This window comes from Thioclava sp. F34-6, from assembly GCF_002213235.1.
Lineage (GTDB): Bacteria > Pseudomonadota > Alphaproteobacteria > Rhodobacterales > Rhodobacteraceae > Thioclava > Thioclava nitratireducens.
Genome location: NZ_NBOA01000002.1, coordinates 150586 through 170838 on the forward strand (window position 1 = coordinate 150586; position 20253 = coordinate 170838).

The 20253-nt window shown below is 65.0% G+C and carries 24 protein-coding genes; 15 read left to right on the forward strand and 9 right to left on the reverse strand.

What is annotated here, in order from left to right; genetic code table 11:
• Positions 1 to 136: 136 nt before the first annotated feature.
• From B6V72_RS03950 to B6V72_RS03970, 5 genes are read left to right on the forward strand one after another with little or no spacing between them, the layout of a single operon-like run.
• A complete protein-coding gene (locus B6V72_RS03950; protein ID WP_075773918.1) occupies positions 137 to 589 on the forward strand; it encodes a formate dehydrogenase subunit gamma in 453 nt (150 codons plus the stop codon).
• A complete protein-coding gene (locus B6V72_RS03955; protein WP_088734764.1) occupies positions 586 to 2109 on the forward strand; it encodes a formate dehydrogenase beta subunit in 1524 nt (507 codons plus the stop codon). The genes B6V72_RS03950 and B6V72_RS03955 overlap by 4 nt, the downstream gene beginning before the upstream one ends.
• Positions 2106 to 4991: a formate dehydrogenase subunit alpha gene (gene fdhF, locus B6V72_RS03960; protein ID WP_088727395.1), complete on the forward strand. Its 2886-nt coding sequence runs from the start codon at positions 2106 to 2108 to the stop codon at positions 4989 to 4991. The genes B6V72_RS03955 and fdhF overlap by 4 nt, the downstream gene beginning before the upstream one ends.
• Positions 4988 to 5758 carry a formate dehydrogenase accessory sulfurtransferase FdhD gene (gene fdhD / locus B6V72_RS03965; protein WP_088727394.1) on the forward strand — a complete coding sequence of 257 codons (771 nt, stop codon included), beginning with the start codon at positions 4988 to 4990 and terminating at the stop codon, positions 5756 to 5758. The genes fdhF and fdhD overlap by 4 nt, the downstream gene beginning before the upstream one ends.
• Positions 5755 to 5967: a formate dehydrogenase subunit delta gene (locus tag B6V72_RS03970; RefSeq protein WP_088722284.1), complete on the forward strand. Its 213-nt coding sequence runs from the start codon at positions 5755 to 5757 to the stop codon at positions 5965 to 5967. Before fdhD ends, B6V72_RS03970 begins: the two co-directional genes overlap by 4 nt.
• Here the strand turns inward: B6V72_RS03970 and B6V72_RS19115 are convergent.
• The 4 genes from B6V72_RS19115 to ubiA form a co-directional block, all read right to left on the reverse strand.
• Positions 5955 to 6113, reverse strand: a complete 159-nt coding sequence (locus tag B6V72_RS19115) for a hypothetical protein (protein WP_168173007.1) — start codon at positions 6111 to 6113, stop codon at positions 5955 to 5957. The genes B6V72_RS03970 and B6V72_RS19115 overlap by 13 nt on opposite strands.
• 232 nt (positions 6114 to 6345) lie before the next feature.
• Positions 6346 to 6672 carry a hypothetical protein gene (locus B6V72_RS03975; protein WP_075773923.1) on the reverse strand — a complete coding sequence of 109 codons (327 nt, stop codon included), beginning with the start codon at positions 6670 to 6672 and terminating at the stop codon, positions 6346 to 6348.
• A gap of 11 nt (positions 6673 to 6683) precedes the next feature.
• Positions 6684 to 8771 carry an OmpA family protein gene (locus B6V72_RS03980; RefSeq protein WP_088734766.1) on the reverse strand — a complete coding sequence of 696 codons (2088 nt, stop codon included), beginning with the start codon at positions 8769 to 8771 and terminating at the stop codon, positions 6684 to 6686.
• A 78-nt stretch (positions 8772 to 8849) separates the two neighbouring features.
• Positions 8850 to 9830, reverse strand: a complete 981-nt coding sequence (gene ubiA, locus B6V72_RS03985; protein ID WP_075773925.1) for a 4-hydroxybenzoate octaprenyltransferase — start codon at positions 9828 to 9830, stop codon at positions 8850 to 8852.
• A 12-nt stretch (positions 9831 to 9842) separates the two neighbouring features.
• Here ubiA and B6V72_RS03990 point away from each other — a divergent pair, with 12 nt between their 5' ends.
• From B6V72_RS03990 to B6V72_RS04000, 3 genes are read left to right on the forward strand one after another with little or no spacing between them, the layout of a single operon-like run.
• Positions 9843 to 10568, forward strand: a complete 726-nt coding sequence (locus B6V72_RS03990) for a 16S rRNA (uracil(1498)-N(3))-methyltransferase (RefSeq protein WP_088734768.1) — start codon at positions 9843 to 9845, stop codon at positions 10566 to 10568.
• Positions 10565 to 11119 carry a hypothetical protein gene (locus B6V72_RS03995; RefSeq protein ID WP_088734770.1) on the forward strand — a complete coding sequence of 185 codons (555 nt, stop codon included), beginning with the start codon at positions 10565 to 10567 and terminating at the stop codon, positions 11117 to 11119. Before B6V72_RS03990 ends, B6V72_RS03995 begins: the two co-directional genes overlap by 4 nt.
• A gap of 51 nt (positions 11120 to 11170) precedes the next feature.
• Positions 11171 to 12541 (forward strand): glutamate--cysteine ligase, encoded by a 1371-nt coding sequence (locus B6V72_RS04000; RefSeq protein ID WP_088734772.1) that lies wholly within the window; start codon positions 11171 to 11173, stop codon positions 12539 to 12541.
• Positions 12542 to 12575: 34 nt separating this feature from the next.
• On the opposite strand, the gene B6V72_RS04005 is transcribed toward B6V72_RS04000, so the two are convergent.
• Entirely contained in the window at positions 12576 to 13265 is a 690-nt protein-coding gene (locus tag B6V72_RS04005; protein WP_088734774.1) for an NAD-dependent deacylase, read from the reverse strand.
• A 28-nt stretch (positions 13266 to 13293) separates the two neighbouring features.
• Between B6V72_RS04005 and B6V72_RS04010 the strand changes: the two genes are divergently transcribed.
• Complete coding sequence (locus tag B6V72_RS04010; protein WP_088727391.1) at positions 13294 to 13764, forward strand: low molecular weight protein-tyrosine-phosphatase; 471 nt, start codon at positions 13294 to 13296, stop codon at positions 13762 to 13764.
• 23 nt (positions 13765 to 13787) lie between these two features.
• Here the strand turns inward: B6V72_RS04010 and B6V72_RS04015 are convergent, their stop codons facing one another.
• Together B6V72_RS04015 and B6V72_RS04020 are read right to left on the reverse strand one after the other, a co-directional pair.
• Positions 13788 to 14096, reverse strand: coding sequence for a hypothetical protein (locus tag B6V72_RS04015; RefSeq protein WP_075773931.1), 309 nt, complete (start codon positions 14094 to 14096; stop codon positions 13788 to 13790).
• A gap of 204 nt (positions 14097 to 14300) precedes the next feature.
• Positions 14301 to 14492, reverse strand: coding sequence for a heavy metal-associated domain-containing protein (locus B6V72_RS04020; protein WP_075773932.1), 192 nt, complete (start codon positions 14490 to 14492; stop codon positions 14301 to 14303).
• A 119-nt stretch (positions 14493 to 14611) separates the two neighbouring features.
• On the opposite strand from B6V72_RS04020, the gene lepA reads away from it, so the two are divergent.
• Entirely contained in the window at positions 14612 to 16411 is a 1800-nt protein-coding gene (gene lepA, locus B6V72_RS04025; RefSeq protein ID WP_075773933.1) for a translation elongation factor 4, read from the forward strand.
• 143 nt (positions 16412 to 16554) lie between these two features.
• Positions 16555 to 17034 (forward strand): pyridoxamine 5'-phosphate oxidase family protein, encoded by a 480-nt coding sequence (locus B6V72_RS04030; RefSeq protein WP_088734776.1) that lies wholly within the window; start codon positions 16555 to 16557, stop codon positions 17032 to 17034.
• A 98-nt stretch (positions 17035 to 17132) separates the two neighbouring features.
• Here the strand turns inward: B6V72_RS04030 and B6V72_RS18930 are convergent, their stop codons facing one another.
• A complete protein-coding gene (locus B6V72_RS18930) occupies positions 17133 to 17270 on the reverse strand; it encodes an entericidin A/B family lipoprotein (protein WP_109171601.1) in 138 nt (45 codons plus the stop codon).
• A 361-nt stretch (positions 17271 to 17631) separates the two neighbouring features.
• Here B6V72_RS18930 and B6V72_RS04035 point away from each other — a divergent pair, with 361 nt between their 5' ends.
• From B6V72_RS04035 to B6V72_RS04045, 3 genes are all read left to right on the forward strand, one after another.
• Positions 17632 to 17949, forward strand: a complete 318-nt coding sequence (locus B6V72_RS04035) for a hypothetical protein (protein WP_088734778.1) — start codon at positions 17632 to 17634, stop codon at positions 17947 to 17949.
• 111 nt (positions 17950 to 18060) lie between these two features.
• Positions 18061 to 18243, forward strand: a complete 183-nt coding sequence (locus B6V72_RS04040; RefSeq protein WP_075773936.1) for a hypothetical protein — start codon at positions 18061 to 18063, stop codon at positions 18241 to 18243.
• A gap of 123 nt (positions 18244 to 18366) precedes the next feature.
• On the forward strand, positions 18367 to 18858 hold the full coding sequence (locus B6V72_RS04045; protein WP_088719525.1) for a cytochrome b/b6 domain-containing protein: 492 nt from the start codon (positions 18367 to 18369) through the stop codon (positions 18856 to 18858).
• A gap of 19 nt (positions 18859 to 18877) precedes the next feature.
• Here B6V72_RS04045 and B6V72_RS04050 read toward each other — a convergent pair whose 3' ends face one another.
• A complete protein-coding gene (locus tag B6V72_RS04050) occupies positions 18878 to 19666 on the reverse strand; it encodes an alpha/beta fold hydrolase (RefSeq protein ID WP_088734780.1) in 789 nt (262 codons plus the stop codon).
• Between the two features lie 143 nt (positions 19667 to 19809).
• Between B6V72_RS04050 and B6V72_RS04055 the strand changes: the two genes are divergently transcribed.
• Entirely contained in the window at positions 19810 to 20181 is a 372-nt protein-coding gene (locus B6V72_RS04055) for a hypothetical protein (protein ID WP_075773939.1), read from the forward strand.
• Positions 20182 to 20253 lie beyond the last annotated feature (72 nt).

Consider the following 20253-nt stretch of genomic DNA (forward strand, 5'->3'; position numbering starts at 1 on the left):
GAGGGATGTAGAGGCTCACCCCTGCCCGCGCAAGCACGGCGATGACGGTTCCTGTCCGCGCCTGTTCGCGATTGAACCAGTCGTGACTTGCTGGCCGGGGCATGCTCGCCCCATCATCGGGGCCGGGAGGATGGAAATGACCGAAGACGACAGGCTCGCCGCGATTCTGGCGGATCATGCGGGGCGCGAAGGTGCGCTGCTGCCCATTCTTCACGATGTGCAGGCCGCTTACGGCTGCGTGCCCGCCGATAGCTATCAGCCGATTGCCGATGCGCTGCGGTTGAGCCGGGCGGAGGTGGCGGGCGTCGTCTCTTTCTATCACGATTTCCGCGATGCGCCCGCGGGCAAGCATGTGATCAAGCTGTGCCGTGCCGAGGCCTGCCAATCGATGGGCGGGACGGAGATGATCGCGCGGCTGGAGCGCGCGCTCGGCATGAAAGTCGGAGAAACGAAGGGTGACGTGACCCTTGAGGCGGTCTACTGCCTCGGGCTGTGTGCCTGCGCGCCCGCCGCGATGGTGGGCGATCAGTTGGTCGGGCGGGCGACGCCCGAGCGGATCGAGGCTCTGGTTGCGGAGGTCTCGGCATGAAGATCTGGGTTCCCTGCGATGCCGCTGCCGTAGCCTGTGGGGCCGATGAGGTCGCGGCGGCGATTGCCTCGGCGGCTGGTCTGAGCGGCGAAACGGTCGAGATCATCCGCAACGGCACGCGCGGGATGATCTGGCTGGAGCCTTTGGTCGAGATCGAGCGCGACGGCGTGCGCTACGGCTTCGGACCGATGACGCCCGAGGACGTACCTGCGCTGTTCGAAGACGGCGATCACCCGAAGGCGCTCGGCCCGGTCGAGGAAATCCCCTTCTTCGCAAAACAGACCCGCCTGACCTTCGCGCGCTGCGGTCGGACCGATCCGCTGTCGCTGGCCGATTATGAGGCGGGCGAGGGCTGGCAGGGTCTCAAGCGTGCGCTGGAACTGAGCGGGGAGCAGACCATCGAAGAGGTCATCACATCGGGGCTGCGCGGTCGTGGCGGTGCGGGCTTCCCGACCGGCATAAAATGGAAGACTGTCGCCGGGGCAGAGGCCTCGCAGAAATATATCGTCTGCAACGCGGACGAGGGCGATAGCGGCTCTTTCGCGGATCGGATGCTGATGGAAGGCGATCCCTTCTGCCTGCTCGAGGGCATGGCGATTGCGGGTCTTGCGGTCGGCGCGACCAAGGGCTTCATCTATGTCCGTTCGGAATATCCCCACGCGATCCGCACGCTGAACGCAGCGATCAAGGCAGCGCGCGCGGCCGGGATCATCGGCGACAGCCTGATAGGGCAGGGGCCGGCCTTCGATCTGGAGGTGCGCGTCGGCGCGGGCGCCTATATTTGCGGCGAGGAGACCTCGCTTCTCAATTCGCTCGAAGGAAAGCGCGGGATGGTGCGCGCCAAGCCGCCGCTGCCCGCGCTGGAAGGCGCGTTCGGCAAGCCGACCGTGGTGAACAACGTGCTCTCGCTGGCCGCCGTGCCGTGGATCTTGGTCCACGGCGGCGCTGCCTATGCCGAGTTCGGGCTGGGTCGCTCGCGCGGGACGATCCCGCTTCAGATCGCGGGCAACGTCAAACATGGCGGGTTGTTCGAGACCGGTTTCGGGATGTCGCTCGGCACGCTGGTCAACGAGATCGGCGGCGGCACGGCTTCGGGCCGTCCGTTCAAAGCGGTGCAGGTGGGCGGACCGCTGGGCGCCTATCACGGGCCGGACGATTTCGATTTGCCGGTCTGCTACGAGGCTTTCGCCGATCAGGGTGGCCTCGTGGGCCATGCCGGTTTCGTGGTGCATGACGACAGCGCCGACATGCTCGCGCTCGCCCGCTACGCGATGGAGTTCTGCGCGATCGAGAGCTGCGGGAAATGCACGCCCTGCCGGATCGGCGCGGTGCGCGGCATGGAAACGCTCGACCGCGTGGCGGCGGGCGACCCGGCGGCGATCGAGTTGCTGCACGAGCTATGCGAAGTGATGGAGAAGGGCTCGCTATGCGCGATGGGGGGCTTCACGCCCTTCCCGGTGCGCTCGGCGATACGGCTTTTCCCGCAAGAATTCTCGCTCTCACAGGAGGCTGCGGAATGAAGGATTTCATCATCCCCGACGGAGTGCACGGGCCGAAACTCTCCGATATGGGCACGCCTGCCAAATCGGGCCCGCCTGTGACGCTGGTGATTGACGGCATGGATGTGAGCGTGCCCGAGGGCACCTCCGTGATGCGCGCCGCCGCCGAGGCCGGGATCACCGTGCCGAAGCTGTGTGCGACCGATATGCTCGACGCTTACGGCTCGTGCCGTCTTTGCGTGGTCGAGATCGAGGGGATGCGCGGAACGCCTGCGTCGTGCACCACGCCCGTGCGCGAAGGCATGGTCGTGAAAACCCAGACCGAGCAGCTGCACAGGCTGCGTCGCGGGGTGATGGAGCTTTATATCTCCGATCACCCGCTCGACTGTCTGACCTGCGCGGCGAACGGCGATTGCGAATTGCAGGACATGGCAGGGGCCGTCGGCCTGCGCGACGTGCGCTACACGCCGGGCGAGAACCATGTCGAGACGCGCGCGGCGGACGGCGCCAATCCGCTCTATATTCCGCGCGACGACTCCAACCCGTATTTCTTCTACGATCCGTCGAAATGCATCGTCTGCATGCGCTGCGTGCGCGCCTGCGAAGAGGTGCAGGGCACTTTCGCGCTGACCGTGGACGGGCGCGGCTTCGACGCCCGCATCTCGACCGGTACGGAAGATTTCCTGAACTCGGATTGCGTCAGCTGCGGCGCCTGCGTGCAGGCCTGCCCGACCGCGACCCTGCAGGAGAAGACCGTCGACGAGATCGGCGTGCCGGAGCGTTCCGTGGTTACGACCTGCGCCTATTGCGGCGTGGGCTGCTCTTTTGAGGCGCAGATGCGCGGCGACCAGCTGGTGCGCATGGTGCCGTGGAAAGAGGGCAAGGCGAACCGTGGCCATAGCTGCGTGAAGGGCCGTTTCGCCTGGGGCTATGCGAACCATGGCGACCGCATCCTCAACCCGATGATCCGCGACAGCATCACTGACCCGTGGCGCGAAGTGTCGTGGGAAGAGGCGCTGGAATTTGCTGCCAACGGCATCAAGCGCGCGCAGGCCAAGCACGGTAAGGATTCAGTGGGCGTCATCACCTCGTCGCGCTGCACCAATGAGGAGACCTTCCTCGTGCAGAAACTCGCCCGCGCGGTTATGGGCACGAACAACACCGATACCTGCGCCCGGGTCTGCCATTCGCCGACCGGCTACGGGCTGAAGCAGACCTTCGGGACCTCGGCTGGCACGCAGGATTTCGACTCCGTCGAGCAGGTGGATTGCGCCGTGGTCATTGGGGCGAACCCGACCGACGGCCATCCGGTTTTCGCCTCGCGGCTGCGCAAAAGGCTGCGGCAGGGCGCGAAGCTGATCGTGGTGGACCCGCGCCGGATCGATCTGCTGGAGACCCCGCATATGGGCGAGGGGCATCACCTACCGCTACGTCCGGGAACCAATGTCGCGGTGCTGACCGCGATGGCCCATGTGATCGTCACCGAGAAGCTTTTCGACGAGGCGTTCATCCGCGAGCGCTGCGATTGGGACGAATGGACGGATTATGCCGAGTTCGCCGCCGATCCGGCCCATTCTCCCGAGGCGGTCGAAGAGTTGACCGGCGTGCCGGCCGACGCGCTGCGCCACGCTGCGCGGACCTACGCCGCCGCGCCGAACGGGGCGATCTATTACGGGCTGGGCGTGACCGAGCACAGCCAGGGCTCGACCACCGTGATCGCCATTGCCAACCTCGCGATGATGACCGGCAATATCGGACGCCCCGGTGTGGGGGTGAACCCGCTACGGGGGCAGAACAACGTGCAGGGCTCGTGCGATATGGGCTCCTTCCCCCACGAACTGCCGGGCTATCGCCATGTCTCGGACGACTCCGTGCGCGCGGTGTTCGAAGCAGAATGGGGTAGGACGCTCGACCCCGAGCCGGGGCTGCGTATTCCCAATATGCTCGACGCCGCCGTCGCGGGGGACTTCAAGGCGATCTACATTCAGGGCGAGGATATTCTGCAATCCGATCCCGATACCCATCACGTGGCCGCGGGCCTCGCGGCGATGGATTGCGTGATCGTGCATGACCTCTTCCTGAACGAGACCGCGCGCTACGCCCATGTCTTCCTGCCGGGCTCCACCTTCCTCGAGAAGGACGGGACCTTCACCAATGCCGAGCGCCGGATCAACCCGGTGCGCAAGGTCATGGCGCCGAAAGCAGGGCTGGCCGACTGGGAGGCGACGCAGGCGCTGGCCAATGCGCTGGGCGCGGGATGGAGTTACACCCACCCGTCCGAGATCATGGCCGAGATCGGTCGTACGACGCCCGCCTTCGCGGGCGTGACCTACGACCTGATCGACCGTATGGGCTCGGTGCAGTGGCCTTGTAACGATGCGCATCCGCAAGGCTCGCCGGTGATGCATGAACATGGCTTCGTGCGCGGCAAGGGGCGGTTCATCCGCACGGCCTATGTCGCGACCGAGGAGCGCACCGGGCCGCGCTTCCCGCTGCTGCTGACCACCGGGCGCATCCTGTCGCAGTATAACGTGGGCGCGCAGACGCGGCGGACCGAGAATTCCGTCTGGCATGCCGAGGACCGGCTGGAAATTCACCCGCATGATGCCGAGACGCGCGGCATTCGCGAGGGCGACTGGGTCCGGCTCACCAGCCGAGCGGGCGAGACGTCTTTGCGCGCGACGATCACCGACCGGGTCTCGCCCGGCGTCGTCTATACGACTTTCCACCACCCCGAAACGCAGGCGAACGTCGTCACCACCGACAATTCCGATTGGGCGACGAACTGCCCGGAATACAAGGTTACGGCGGTGCAGGTGGGGCTGTCGAACGGGCCGTCGGACTGGCAGGAGCTCTACACCGCGCAGACCAAGTTGACCCGCCGCGTCGAGGCTGCTGAATGACGGCGACCGATTGGGAAATGCCCAGCGGCGCTGTGCAGCGCCTTGCCGAGGAAGTGCCCGTGGCGCTGTCTTTCGACGGGGTGACGCAGGCGGTGATGATGGCGAGTCCCGCCGATCTGGAGGATTTCGCACTTGGATTCGCGCTCTCTGAAGGGCTCATCGAGGACGCGTCCGAGATCACCCGGCAGGAGCTCGAAGTGACCGAGGCCGGGATCGAAGCGCGCAACTGGCTGGCAGCTCCGGCAGGCGCCCGGTTTGCCGAACGCCGCCGCGCTACGATGGGGCCGGTGGGCTGCGGGCTCTGCGGGATCGAGCAGCTGGAGGAGGCGCGGCGCAAGCTCGCTCCGGTTCTCCCGCCCGCCTTTACCATGACGCCGGAACAGGCCTCGGAGGCGCTCGAGACCCTGCGTGACCATCAGCCTCTGCAGGACGAAACCCGCGCCGCCCATGCGTCAAGCTTCTGGCAGCCGGGCAAGGGGATCGTGCTGACGCGCGAAGATGTCGGACGCCACAACGCGCTCGACAAGCTGATCGGGGCGCTGATCCGGGGCGGGATAGATCCGGCGAGCGGCGCGCTGGTGATGACCTCCCGGCTTTCGGTCGACCTGATCCAGAAGGTCGCGACCCTACGTATCCCGGTGATAGTCGGCCCCTCCGCCCCCACCGCTTTGGCGGTGAGCGAGGCGCGGGACGCGGGCCTTACCGTGATTGCACGCGCAGGCCGGGGCCTCGCGCTTTACACCGCGCCGCAGGAGGCCACCGCATGAAGCCTGAGAAACTCGCCGGGATGGCCAATCAGATCGCACAGTTCTTCGAAAGCCAGCCCGGCGATCAGGCGCATGCCGTGGCAGATCACATCAATGCCAATTGGGCGCCCACCATGCGCGACACGTTCCTCGCGGCGGCGGACAAGCTGGAGCTGCACCCGCTGGTGAAAGCGGCCCTGCCGGATATCCGTCCCCCTCAGCGCGGCTGATCGCCCGGCGTCACGATTGGCGCGACCGAGAGGGTGAACTTCGCCTCATCCGCGAAGGGGTAGGGGGCCGCGAACCGCTGCCCCGGTCCGATCGTCCAGTCGGGATGGTCTGGATAGGTCGCGCGCGGAAGACCTGCCCCGGACATATCATCTGCGCATCGTCAAGCCCGCGCGCACCGCCGAGCGCGGTCCGGCAGGGGAGGGAGCCACGGGAAAGGTCTGGAGCATGGCGCAGCTATTGGCTTGCAGATCGGCCGCGCATGGCGGGCAGGACTCGATACCAACTTCGGGGCGCGGGCCAAAGCGCCACGGGCGTCTGCCGCCTGACATGAGCGTTTGGAGAATCTGCGGCAATATTGGGCGGGGAGCCGCGAGAGATCAGGCCTCTTTCGTACGCTCTATATAGGCGCGCAATTCCTCGGCCTCGTGACGGGCGTCGCGCAATCCATCCATCGCCGCGCGCAGCTCGGCCTCGGTCTGGCTGAGCTGATTGGCCAGTTCCGCTTCGCGCTGCTCGACATAGACGAGCGCCTGATCGCGGGTCTCCTCGGCTTCATGCAAAGCCTGCGCCATCTGCTCCAGCTCGCCCATATCGGCCTGGCTCACACGGGTGAGGCGGTGGATCAGCCAGCTTGCGAACCAGCCAAGCGCGAAAGCCACGAAAAGGATGATCGCTGTGGCTATGATGAATTCGTCTCTGTTCATATGGCGTCCCTTCAGCCCTTCGACAGGTCCTCCGGCCGGGATTGCGGGCGCGGCGTCTTCTCGCCGGGCGTCTCGACCGGAATTTCTTCTTGTTGCGGGGTCTGTTGCCCCGGTTCTGCGGCGGTGTCCCCATCGCCGGATTTGTCCTGCGCGCCGTTCTCGGTGGCGGGGGCGCCGTCATCGGTCACGGCGCCGTTCCAGTGCGGCTCGCCAGCGCCATCCCCAGTCCCCTCGTCAGCGCCTGCCGTCGCGTCTGCCGTGGCATCGGGCAGCGCCTCGTCACCCACCGGCGCCTCGTCCAGCAGCACGAACTCGATCCTGCGGTTCTGCTCGCGGCCGGCTTCGGTGTCGTTCGAGGCGATGGGCTGGGCTTCGCCGTAGCCTTTTGCCTCCAGGTTGCCGATCAGCACGCCACGGTCCAGAAGCCCGCGGATCACCGCCTGCGCGCGCTGTTGCGAGAGCTGCAGGTTCATTTCCTCGCGGCCCTGATTGTCGGTATAGCCGGCCACTTCCATCTTGAAGTCGGTGCAGTTCTTCATTGCCTTGGCCAACGCGTCGAGCGCGTCGAGGCTTTCCGCAGCGACCTGCGCCGAACCCGGATCGAAATCGACCTTCTTCTTCTTCAGCGTGTCGTTCAGGCGGGCCACGCACTCCTTGCCGGTCGGCAGGGCGAGCTGCTCATCGAGGCGCTTGTCGTATTTCACGCTCAGGTCGATCTGCGCATCTTCGCCAAGCTCGCTCGTCAGGATGCGCGAAATCGTGTCGGAGGCCTGCGGATCGCCCGAGACGCCGCTGACCGAGATGCCGTCGGGGGTCACGGTGACCTTGCCTTCGTGCAGCACCGACAGGGCGTCGAGGGCGGCCAGCGTGCGTACCGGCCAACCGGCGGGAAGCTCCTTGTCGACGCGGGTCGCGCCATGGACATTGGCATGGCCGAGCTTGGCGCGTGCGTAGCTCTCGACGGTCTGGCGCTCACGCGCATCGGTCACGCGGCCCTTCAGGTCGACATGGCCATTGCCGTCGCGGGTGGCGGTGAAGCTCGCCTCGCCGGCTTTCGCCTCGGGGGCGGGCTCGCGCTTGGCCTTGAGCGAAAACACCCCGGGCAGGTTCGATTCCAGCTCACCCACGACATCGTCGAATTGCTGCTGATCGACGGTCGAAGGCACATCCAGCGCGATATCGGCATCCGAGAAGGTCACCGAGCCCGCGCCGAGATCGCCGAGCGCCTTGATCGCCATCTGCGCGGCCTTGGACCAGTCGGGCGAAGGCGTGCCCATCCCGATCGTGCAGCTCAGCGTGCCTTTCGCGCCAGCCGCGCGGGCCGCAGTCAGGATGCGGTCGCGCGCACGTTCGTTATCGGCGGAGCAGGCGTCGAAATGCGGGCCTTCCGCCTTGTCGATGAGGAAGCGCAGCGTGAAGGGGGTGATCACCGGGCGCGGTGCGGAGATGTCGAAGCTGAGCTTGAGATCGGAGGGGCGGCGGCGTGCCAGCGAAGTCTCCACTCGACCCTTTTCGGCGGGGCTGTCGGTGATCGCCTCCACCGAGACTTTGCCAGCGCTGACCGACACTTTCGAGCGCGGCAGCGTCTCGAGCGTCGTCATCGCGAATTTCATCGCTTCGTCCCAACCGCCGGGCACCGGGTAATCGGCGCTCTCCAGCATGTCGGTGACGCCATCCTCGCCTGCGACTTTCGAGAGCTTCTCCACGATCGCCTCGCGGTCGATCGAGGATGGCACCAGCCCGATCAGCGAGATGCCGTTCTCGTTGCGCAGCATTTCCAGCGAGAAGGCGGGTGGCGTGATCGGCTTCGTGATCTGGGTGTCGGTATTGTCGACGACCCGCGAGCTGTCGACGTATTTGTCGACCTCGGAAACGGCGCGGAAGCGCTCGGCCTCGGTCGGGGCGGTGCCGGAGAGGATCACCTGCAGCCCATCGGTATGGATACGCATCCAGCCGTAGCCCTGCGCCTCCATCGCGACGCGCACTTCTTGTTTCGTGGATTTTTCGACAATTGTCGCCGCGCCGCCCGCGATGACTGCGGAGACGACGAGTGCGAGGACAAAGGCGGCGATCGTCAACAAGGTGGCGCGGCTGCGCATCGGTCTCAGGCCCTCCCCAGGGGAATCTTTATCCCGTTTCCTTAAGGTGCAGGGGCGCGGGGATCAATCGATACGCCGTTACACGATTGCGCCAACGGCGAGAAACAGCGCAGCGATCAGGCCCGTATCGCGGTTCGCGCGGAACAGTTTCAGACAGGTGTCCGGGTCGTCGATATCGAGCTGACGCATCTGCCAGAGCATGTGCCACCCCATCGCCCAGGGCGCGAGCAACGAGAGCGCGAGGCGCAGCGGCGGCGCGCCGGGCAACAGTGCGCCCATCACGGCGATGGTCATCAGCGCGACGGAGGTCATCAGGAAGCCGCCCAGCCATTTCGCGCTGTCGTCCCCGAAGAGCCGCGCGGTGGATTTCACGCCGATCAGCGCGTCGTCTTCCTTGTCCTGATGCGCGTAGATCGTGTCGTAGAACAACGTCCAGGCCATGCCCGCGAAATAAAGCACGACGGGCGGCCAGCTGAGGCTTCCGGTATGCGCGACCCACAGCAGCAGCGCACCCCAGTTGAAGGCGATCCCGAGGAAGATCTGCGGCCACCAGGTGAAGCGCTTGGCGAAGGGGTAGATCGCGACCGGGCCGAGCGAGACGATCCCGAGAATGATCGCGGGGGTGTTGAAGGTCAGCAGGATCGCGAAGGAGATCAGCGACTGGATCACAGCCCAAGCCAGCGCCTGTTTCGTCGAAACCTGCCCCGAGGGGATCGGGCGCGAGCGGGTGCGGGCCACGCCGGCGTCGATGTCGCGGTCGGTGATGTCGTTCCAGGTGCAGCCCGCGCCGCGCATCAGGAAGGCTCCGACGGAGGCGCCGATGGCCAGCCACAGATCCCACCAGATGAAGCCGCCCGTCGAGGACGCCGCCAGCGCGATCGACCAGTAGCAGGGCAGCAGCAGCAGCCACGTCCCGATAGGCCGGTCGGCGCGGCTCAGGCGCAGATAGGGCCGCGTCCATGCCGGGGCCAGCCGGTCGACCCAGTTGCCGCGATAGGCATCCGCGACCGTACCGTTTGCGTCTTCCGCCGCCTCTGGCGTTTCGGGTTTTCCGCTCATAAAGTCCGCCTCATGGAACGTGCCAAGATCAGGCTCTGTGTAGAGCACCCGCTGGGCGCGGGGCAAGCCGTGCCTCTGACTCAGGACGAAGCGCATTACCTCTTCGCGGTGATGCGGCTGGCCGTGGGCGCCCGTGTCGCGCTGTTCAACGGGCGCGATGGCGAGTGGACGGCGGAGGTCGTCGAGGCTCACAAGAAGCGCGGTATTCTGGCCTGCGTCGAGCAGGCCGCGCCGCAGCTCGCGCCGCCCGATCTCTGGCTGATCTTCGCACCGATCAAGAAAGAGCGCACTGATTTCATCGTCGAAAAGGCGACCGAGCTGGGCTGCGCCAAGGTGCTGCCGGTGCAGACCGAGTTCACCAATTCCGCGCGCATCCGGCAGGACCGCTTGCAGGCCCATGCCAAGGAGGCGGCGGAGCAATGTCTGGGCACCTATGTGCCCCCGGTCGAGGATTTGCAGGGGCTCAAGAAGCTGCTGGATGGCTGGGATCCGAGCCGTCGCATCCTCTGGGCCGACGAGGCTTTGGTTGGCCCCGCAGAGACGCTCGCGGGGCTGCGGCCCGGCCCTTGGGCGATCCTGATCGGGCCCGAAGGCGGGTTCTCGGAGGCCGAGCGCGAGATGCTCCGTGCCCGCGATTTCGTCACTCCGGTCAGCCTTGGCCCGCGCATCCTGCGCGCCGATACGGCGGTCTGCGCGGCGATTACATTGTGGCAATCGGCGCTGGGAGACTGGCGGTGATCCGTCCCGAGGTCGCAGAAGGCTTCAAGCGCTGGGGCGAGGTGATCGCGGCGGGCGTCGTGGTGGCGTTCGGCGCGTGGCTGATCTGGCTCGGAGGATTGATCCTTATGCCGCTGGGACTGGTCGCGGTCGTGCTCGGCCTCGGCTGGGCGCTGATCGGCTGGCGTCGGTTGCGCTTCGCGCGTGAAACCAGCGCGCCGGGTCTGGTCGAGATCGACGAGGGTCGTATCTCCTATTTCGCAGCCAGCCGGGCGCGCGCCATTGCGGGGCCGGGCAGCAATGTCTCGGCGCTCGGGATGGGCGGCGAATTGCCGCTGCGCGAACTGGCCGAAATCCGTCTGCTGACACTGCAGGGCAAGCAATATTGGCGGCTTCGCAGCCTGTCGGGGGAGGCGCTTCTGATCCCGCTCGATGCGGCGGGAGCGGATGCGCTCTACGATGCCTTCGCGAGCTTGCCGGGGATCGATATGGGGAAAATCTCCGCCGCGCTCGACCAGCAGACTACCGCACAGAGCCTCTGGATTCGTAAACAGGTTTCACGCTTGACTTGAGCTAGCCCCCGCGCCACCTGTGGCGCTCCATAAAGCGACGCGAGAAAAGACATGTCCATTCCGCAGCAGGGCGGTGGCCCGATCGAGCGCTTCGAGCAACTGGCCGAATATCTGGCCGCGGGCGAGAAGCCGCGCGACGATTGGCGCATCGGCACCGAACACGAGAAATTCGGCTATTGCGCGGACAAGCAATTGCCGCTGCCCTATGACGGCCTGCGGTCGATCAAGGCGATGCTGGAAGGTCTGCGCGACCGCTTTGGCTGGCAGCCGGTGGAAGAGCAGGGCAACATCATCGGGCTGGAGCTGAACGGCGCGAATGTGAGCCTCGAGCCCGGTGGGCAGCTGGAACTGTCGGGCGCGCCGCTCGAGACGATCCACCAGACCTGCGACGAGGTGAACCTCCACCTGCGCGAAGTGCAGTCGGTCGCCGACGATCTCGGCGTAAGGTTCATCGGCCTTGGCGCGGCTCCGATCTGGTCGCAGGAGCAGATGCCGATGATGCCCAAGGGGCGCTACCGGCTGATGACCGATTACATGGGGCGCGTGGGCGAGCTGGGCACGCAGATGATGTATCGCACCTGCACCGTGCAGGTGAATCTCGACTTCGCGTCCGAGGCCGACATGGTGCAGAAGATGCGCGTGGCGCTGGCGCTGCAGCCGGTCGCGACGGCGCTCTTCGCGAACTCGCCCTTCCTCGATGGCAAGCCCAACGGCATGAAATCGTGGCGCAGCCATATCTGGCAGAACCTCGACGATGCGCGCACGGGCATGCTGCCCTTCATGTTCGAAGAGGGCGCGGGCTACGAGGCCTACGCGAACTACGTTCTAGATGTGCCGATGTATTTCGTCTATCGCGACGGCAAATATATCAATGCCCTGGGCCAGTCGTTCCGCGACTTCCTCAAGGGCGAGCTGCCCGCGCTGCCCGGCGAGAAGCCGACGCTGAGTGACTGGGCCGATCACCTGACCACCGTCTTCCCCGAGGCGCGGGCGAAAAAATTCATCGAGATGCGCGGTGCCGATGGCGGGCCCTGGCGGCGTTTGTGTGCGCTGCCCGCGCTGTGGGTCGGCCTGTGCTATGACCAGACCGCGCTCGATGCCGCTTGGGATCTGGTGAAGGGCTTCGATCACGAGACTCGCGAAGGTCTGCGCCGTGCGGCGGCGGTCGATGCGCTGCAGGGCGAGTTCAACGGCGTGAAGCTGCATGACCTCGCACGCGAAACGGTGGCGATCGCGAAATCCGGTCTGGCGGCACGGGCGAAGCCCGGCGCAGGCGGAATGATCCCCGACGAGACCCATTTCCTCAACGCGCTGGAAGAGAGCGTCGAGACCGGCCGCGTGCCTGCCGACGAACTACTCGAGAAATATCACGGCGAGTGGAATGGCGATCTGAGCAAGATCTACGCCGAATACAGCTACTAACGGACAGGGCAGGGCGGTTAGCCGCCCCGCCGCTCTATCCCAGCCGCTCGCGCACCCATTGCGGGACGAGCACGCTCGCCGGTCCCTGGCGCGAGATGTCGAACATCTCGCTGCCCGCCGAGCGGTCGAGGTTCAGCTCCAGCGTCTCGACACCGGCCATCGCGGCATCCTGTACGAAGCCTGCCGCCGGATAGACGTTGCCGCTGGTGCCGATCGAGACGAAGAGGTCCGCGGCTTCCAGCTCTCGGATTATCCGGTCCATCTGGTAGGGCATCTCGTTGAACCAGACGATGTCGGGCCGCGTGGCTTTTCGCCCGCACTCGGGGCAGGTGTCACGCGGCTTCATCGCTTCTGGCGCGGGCCAGCGATGGCCGCATGCGTGGCACAAGGCTCCAAACAGCGTGCCGTGCATGTGGATCACGTGCCGAGAGCCAGCGCGCTCGTGCAGGTCATCGACATTCTGCGTCACCACCAGAACCTCGTGGCCCGGATCGGCCTCGAGTTCCGCCAACGCGACATGGGCAGGGTTTGGCTGTGCCGCGCGCGCCGCCGCCCGGCGCGCATTGTAGAAGCGATGCACCAATTCGGGGTCGCGCGCAAAACCCTCCGGCGTCGCCACGTCCATGATGCGATGCTCTTCCCAAAGGCCGTCACTCGCGCGAAACGTCTTGAGACCACTTTCGGCGGAAATACCGGCGCCAGTCAGAATCACGACCTTGGCCATCGCGCTGCCCTCCGTTATCACTCCTCCTATGCGTATCCTCTTTCTCTGCCTTGGCAATATCTGCCGCTCGCCCGCCGCCGAAGCGGTGACCCGTCACAAGGCCGCCGCGGCCGGCCTCGATATCGAGTTCGACAGCGCCGGCACCGGTAGCTGGCATCTGGGAGAGCCGCCCTACGAACCGATGATCGCGGCGGCGGAGGCGCGCGGCTATGACATGCGCGCTCTGCGTGCACGGAAAATCGAGCCCGCCGATTACGACGCGTTCGATGTGATCCTGGCGATGGATGAAAATAACCTGCGCGATGCGCTGGACGGGGCGCCGCGCGAGATGCGCGCGCAGGTGCAGATGTTCATCGACGGGCCGGACGGGCCGCGCGATGTGCCCGACCCTTATTTTACCCGCAATTTCGAGGGAGCCCTCGACATGATCGAGGCGGGCGCGGATCAGCTGATCGCCGATTTGCTGGCCGATGAGGAAGAAAAGCGGCGCGGGCAGTAGACCGCGCGCCGCAGACTGACCGCTTACTTGCAGAAGCCTTCCGCGGTGGAGGCGAAGTTCTTGTAGCGGTCCCAGAAGTCCGAATCCGACTTGCGATCCGACATCCGCACTTCCTGCGCGCGGTCGGGATCGTGGAAGAAGCTGGCGGCGCGGCGCTGGTCGCGGTGGCTCAGCGTCATGTCGGCGACTTGCTGGATGCACCCACAGGTGCCGGGATTGCTGGCGCGCCCCGCCTTCAGGCAGGCGTTGTCGATGGGCCCGGCCGAGGCCATCGAAGCGAGCGCCACGGCGCCCGAGAATGCGCAGAGTCCGAGTGTCGTCTTGAAAGTCATCTACTGCCCCTTTTGTCGTTGCGGCCGGCATGTATTTGCCGATCCTGCCTGCTCATTTGTCCGCGATTCTAAACAAATTTCAAAAAGCAGGCAATAAAACAGGCAGGATTTCGCTTGTCCGGGGCAGGGCAGGGAACCCGATTTCTAACCGTCGCGTTGCGCGGCGCTGGGCCTACTACATCTGGACCGCGACGCCCCTCCAGATCATTCTTCGACCGGGGTGGCCTCGTAGCCCGCGCCTTTCAACGCGCTGATCACGGTGGATTCGGGCAGCCCTTCCACCTCGACCTCGCGATCTTCCAGATAGACATCGGCCTTGCCGCCCACCTCTTCGATCGCGGCTTCGACCGAGGCTTTGCAATGCCCGCAGGTCATGTTCGGAACGGAATAGATCATCTTGCGTCTCCCGTGTTTCGTGTCTCAGGGATATGTCGGACGCGACCGGGCCGAGGTCAATGGCAGATGGCGTTCAATCCCTCTTCCCGGCCCGCTTTTTCCCCTGTATACGCGCGCCCATGACTGATCTTGATCGCATCCGCAATTTCTCCATCGTGGCGCATATCGACCACGGTAAATCCACGCTTGCCGACCGGCTGATCCAGCTGACCGGTACCGTGGCCGAACGCGATATGAAGGACCAGCTCCTCGACGCGATGGATATCGAGCGAGAGCGCGGCATCACGATCAAGGCCAACTCGGTGCGGATCGACTATCCCGCCAAGGACGGCAAAACCTATGTGTTGAACCTGATCGACACCCCCGGCCACGTCGACTTCGCCTATGAGGTGTCGCGCTCGATGCAGGCGGTCGAGGGATCGCTGCTGGTTGTGGACGCCTCGCAGGGCGTCGAGGCGCAGACGCTGGCCAACGTCTATCAGGCGATCGACGCGGATCACGAGATCGTCCCGGTCCTCAACAAGATCGACCTTCCGGCCGCAGAGCCCGAGCGCGTGAAGGAGCAGATCGAGGATGTGATCGGGATCGACGCCTCCGAGGCGGTCGAGATTTCCGCGAAGACCGGCCTGGGCATCCCGGACGTTTTGGAAGCTATCGTCCATCGTCTGCCCGCCCCGCAGGGCGACCGTGACGCGCCGCTGAAAGCGATGCTGGTGGATTCGTGGTACGACCCCTATCTGGGCGTCGTGGTTCTCATCCGCGTCATGGATGGCGTGATCAAGAAGGGCGACCAGATCAAGATGATGAAGACGGGGGCGACCTACAAGCTCGACCGTCTCGCCGTTCTGAAACCCGCGATGGTCAATATCGACGAGCTGGGCCCCGGCGAAATCGGTGTCTTCACCGCCTCGATCAAGCAGGTGCGCGACACCAAGGTCGGCGACACGATCACCCATGAAAAGAAGCCCTGCGCCAACGCGCTGCCGGGCTTCAAACCCTCGATCCCAGTCGTGTTCTGCGGCCTCTTCCCGGTCGATGCGAACGATTTCGAGGCGCTGCGCGACGCGATCGAGAAACTGCAGCTGAACGATGCGAGCTTCTCGGCGGAGATGGAAACCTCGGCAGCGCTCGGCTTCGGCTTCCGCTGCGGCTTCCTCGGGCTGTTGCACCTCGAAGTGGTGCGCGACCGTCTGGAGCGGGAATACGATCTCGACCTGATCACCACCGCGCCCTCGGTGGTGTTCAAGGTTCACATGAAGGACGGGGAGGTGATCGAGCTTCACAACCCCGCCGACATGCCCGACCTGACCTATGTCGACCATATCGAGGAGCCGCGCATCAAGGCGACGATCCTCGTGCCGGACGAATATCTGGGCGATGTGCTCAAGCTCTGTCAGGACCGCCGCGGCATCCAGCAGGACCTGACCTATGTCGGTGGCCGCGCGATGGTGGTCTATGACCTGCCGCTGGCCGAGGTCGTGTTCGACTTCTACGACCGGCTGAAATCGGTCACGAAGGGTTACGCCAGCTTCGATTACCAGATCACCGAATATCGCGAGGACTACCTCGTGAAGATGTCGATTCTGGTGAATGACGAGCCGGTCGACGCGCTCTCGATCATGGTTCACCGCGACCGGGCCGAGGCCCGGGGCCGCGCGATGTGCGAGAAGCTCAAGGACCTGATCCCGCGCCACATGTTCAAGATCCCGATCCAGGCCGCCATCGGAGGCCGCGTGATCGCGCGCGAGACCCTTTCGGCGATGCGCAAGGACGTGACCGCGAAATGCTATGGCGGCGACGCGAGCCGTAAGAAGAAGCTGCTGGAAAAGCAGAAAGCCGGTAAGAAGAAGATGCGCCAGTTCGGGAAGGTCGAGATCCCGCAAAGCGCGTTCATCGCTGCGCTGAAGATGGACGAGTGATCCTCTTCGAAATTTCTTGATTGAAGGCCCGGCGATTGAGCCGGGCCGTTTCATTTCTGGCGGCGCAGGGCGGCGGCCTTTCTGAGGAACATGGGAAGGCGGGCTCACGTTCTCCTCCCAGACCTATTTCAGGAGGAAACGACATGACCGACCAAGCCAAGATCGAGAAAGATTTCTGGGACGCCCTCGACTCGGATCGCACAGTGATGTTGGCGCGGGCCGGCGTCGATACGGCGGCGCCGCGTCCGATGACGGCGATCGTCGAGGAAAAGCCCGGCCCTGTGTGGTTCTTCACCGCGCGCGACACGGAATTGATGGACGGGCTGGACCCCGGCGCCGGTGCGATGTTCACCTTCGCCGACAAGGGGCATGATGTCTTCGCGACCGTCACCGGCAGTCTGACGGAGAACACCGACCCGGAGATCGTCGAGCGTCTGTGGAACCCCTTTGTCAGCGCCTGGTATGACGGCAAGGACGACCCGAAGCTGGTGCTGTTGCGCTTCGATGCGGATGCGGCCGAGATCTGGGACAGCGGCAATGCCTTGGTGGCGGGCGCGAAAATCCTTCTGTCGTCGGACCCGGGCGAGTCGATGAAAGATCGCGTCGCCCATGTGAAATACTGAGCCGGACGCATCCCGGACGGCATCGGTCCGAAGTTCGAAATGCAAAGGCCCCGGAAATTTCCGGGGCCTTTGATGTTTCCGGCAAGCTTCGGTCGTGCTTAGCGCGCCTGACGGGCTTCACCCGCAATCGTGCTGCCCGCGACGGACAGATCCTGCCCCGCGCCTTGCACCGTGTTGCAGGCCGCGAGGCCCAGAAGAATCACGGTCATTGCTGCCATTTGAACCGATTTCGTCATCTCTTACGCTCTCCTATTAAGCCATTGTCGGCCAACGTACGAAAAAATTTACGGTTCCGTGGAACTGTAGGCAAGAAGCGGCGTTTTGCCCTCGAACACATAAGGGAGAGCCCGAAGAAAGACGCCTCTGCGCCTATTCGTCGTCGCCCTCCCGGACAGCATTTTAGCCGGACTCCGGTCCGAGCGGCGTAACAAAAGGAATGACCCGTTCTGGCCGCCCCGCCAGGCATGATCCCTGTCAGAACGGTCTTGCGGCCCCTGCTATGTCCCTCGCGGGGGCCGCACACTCCGCCCGAGCTGGTTAACTCATTGTTAATCAAGCTCTGAAAGGCTCCGGGTTGTCCCTCCCCGGAGCCTTTCCATGTCTAGAGCCTCGTTTTTCCTCGCTCTTTGCCTCCTCGCGGGCTGCGCTTCCCCGGCGCCGCAGTTCCTCGGTGCGTCGCGGCACGAGGTGAGGCTCGACGGCATCGATTTCGTCGTATTCCTCAAGGGGGACCGGGCGGAGGTCGTGCGAATGGGCTATCTGCGCCGGGCAGAGAGGGGCCGCGTGCCGCCCCTGTTGATCCGAGCGGCGGAACAGGTATCTGGCTGCCAGGTCACGGGTTCGGCGGGCGGGCTCTATCGGTCGCCCTCGCTGCCCGGCGATACGGGCGAAGCGCGCTTCCAGCTCGATTGCTGATGCGACGCCCTGCCGCAGCGGCGAGAGGGCGGATTTGATGCGGATCAAGGTAACATCGCCGTGATCGTGGCCAATCTGACGTCCGAAATGTGTTCTCACTGGAGATCAGATATGCGCCTCTTCGGTATCATCTACGCCCTCGCCGGACCGACCCTTGCGGGCATCCTCATTATCGCCGTATTGACGATGAATATGGTCACGACCAACGCGATCATCGTTTCGGCAGTAATCGGCTTCCTCGTGGCCCTTCCGATCGCGTGGTTCGTCGCCAAGGCGATCCGCGAAAACGCCTGATCGCATTCGCGCGAGCCGTCGTCGCGGGGGAATCCCAACTTCGTGACGGGGCGGAACCTCTGCGCCTTCCTCGCGCTAGTCTGGCGAAGCGCAGAGCCGTTTCGCCAATTTTGAAGAGGTAACATGTCCTACGCCCCCGGTTATTCGAAAACGCAGATATGGCTTCACTGGGCCGTCGTCCTGCTGCTCATCGTCCAGTACCTGTTCAATGACGAGATGGGCCACACTTTCCATGACCTGATGAAGAACGGATCGGCCGATGCCGGGTTTCTGACCTATGGTCACATCGTCATCGGCATCACGGTGCTCGTGCTTGCGATTTGGCGCTTGGCGCTGCGCGCAGGCCATGGAACACCCGAGCCGCCGGAGAACGATCCTGCCATTCTGCGGTTCGGCGCAGCGGCAATCCACTGGCTCCTTTACGTGCTGCTCTTCCTGATCCCGATTGCGGGGCTCGTGGCCTATTACGGGCAGCTGGGATGGGCGGCCGAGACGCACTCGATCCTGACGACGGCCCTCCTGTGGCTCGCCGGTCTGCATGTGGCGGCCGCGCTCTACCACCAATACGTCAAGCGCGATCATCTGCTCCGCCGGATGATGAAGCCGGGCGCCTGAACGAAGGGACGCGGTTTCCTCAGCTCGCGGAGTTGAGGAAACGCGCCACGTCGGCTTCGAATTCGCGGGGTTTCTCGGCGTGCAGCCAGTGCCCCGCGTTGTCGACTTCCTCGAAGCGAGCCTGCGGGAAGAAGCCGCGGATACGCTCGTGCATCTCCGGCTGGACATAATGCGAGTCCGCGCCGGACAGGAACAGCGTCGGTCCGTCGAACTGTTTGCCCTCGAGTGTCTCGGGCCAGTCGAGAATGCCGTCCATATTCGCCTTCAGCGCCGCAAGGTTGAACTTCCAGCGCGGCGGGCCGTCGCGCAGCACCAGCGATTGTAGCAGGAAGGCGCGGGTGCCCGGATCGAAGACCTGCTCGCCCAGCCGCTCGTCCGCGGTGGAGCGCGAGGTCAGATCGCTGATATCCATCTCCTGCATCGCTTCGATCAGCGCAGTGTGGTTGTCGCCGTGGTCGTAGTTCTCGGGCGCGATATCCGCGACGATGAGATGCTCGACACGTTCCGGCCGCGTCAGGGCGAGCGTCATCGCCGCCTTGCCGCCCATCGAATGGCCCAGAACGTCCGCGACCCCACCATTCGCCTCGATCACCTCGGCGATATCCCCCGCCATCGCCTCATAGCTGTGATCGTCGTCCCAGAAGCTGTCGCCGTGATTGCGCATGTCGAGCGCGATCACGGGCCGGTCCGCGCTCAGCCGTTTGGCGATCGCGGTCCAGTTCCGGGCCGATCCGAAAAGGCCGGGCGCGATGATCAGGGGCCGCGCGCCGGGATTGCTGTCGGAGGAGTAGAGGGTCGTGTTCAACATGGGGCCTAAGCTAGATCGCTCTTCCAGGCGCTTCCAGAGCGGATGCGAAAAAAACTGCGGCCATGCGCGCTGTTGCGCTGATCTCGCGCGGCGGCTAGCGTCCGGTGCGGTCGTGCCGAACGCCGCGTAGGGGAGAGGGTCGCATGGGACCGGAGAAGATAAACGAGATGGTGCGGCAGGTCTCGCGGCTTCTGGCGCAGCGGCTGGGCGCTAAGGGGCCGACGCTCGAGGCGCGGGTCGCCTCGCGGGCCCGGGCGCTGCCGCGCAAGGTGCGCAAGGCGGCGCTGGTGCTGATCGATGCCGAGCGCAAGATGCAGGCCCCCAAGATCGCCCGACAACTGGATGCCCGCCGGGTGGAGGCGGCCTTCGCGACCTGCCGCGATTATCTCGAACCGCTGGGCGCGGCAGAGCGGTTGCGCTCAGCGGCGCTTGGCCTCGCCACGTCGATCGCGGTGATCGTGGTGATCGTGGGCGGCACCTTGCTGGCGGCGATGGTCTGGACCGGGGCGATCTGATCCGCCCGCAATCTCCCACATGAAAAAAGGCCCCCGGAACGCGGGGGCCTTCGTCGTGATCTCGAATCCGGA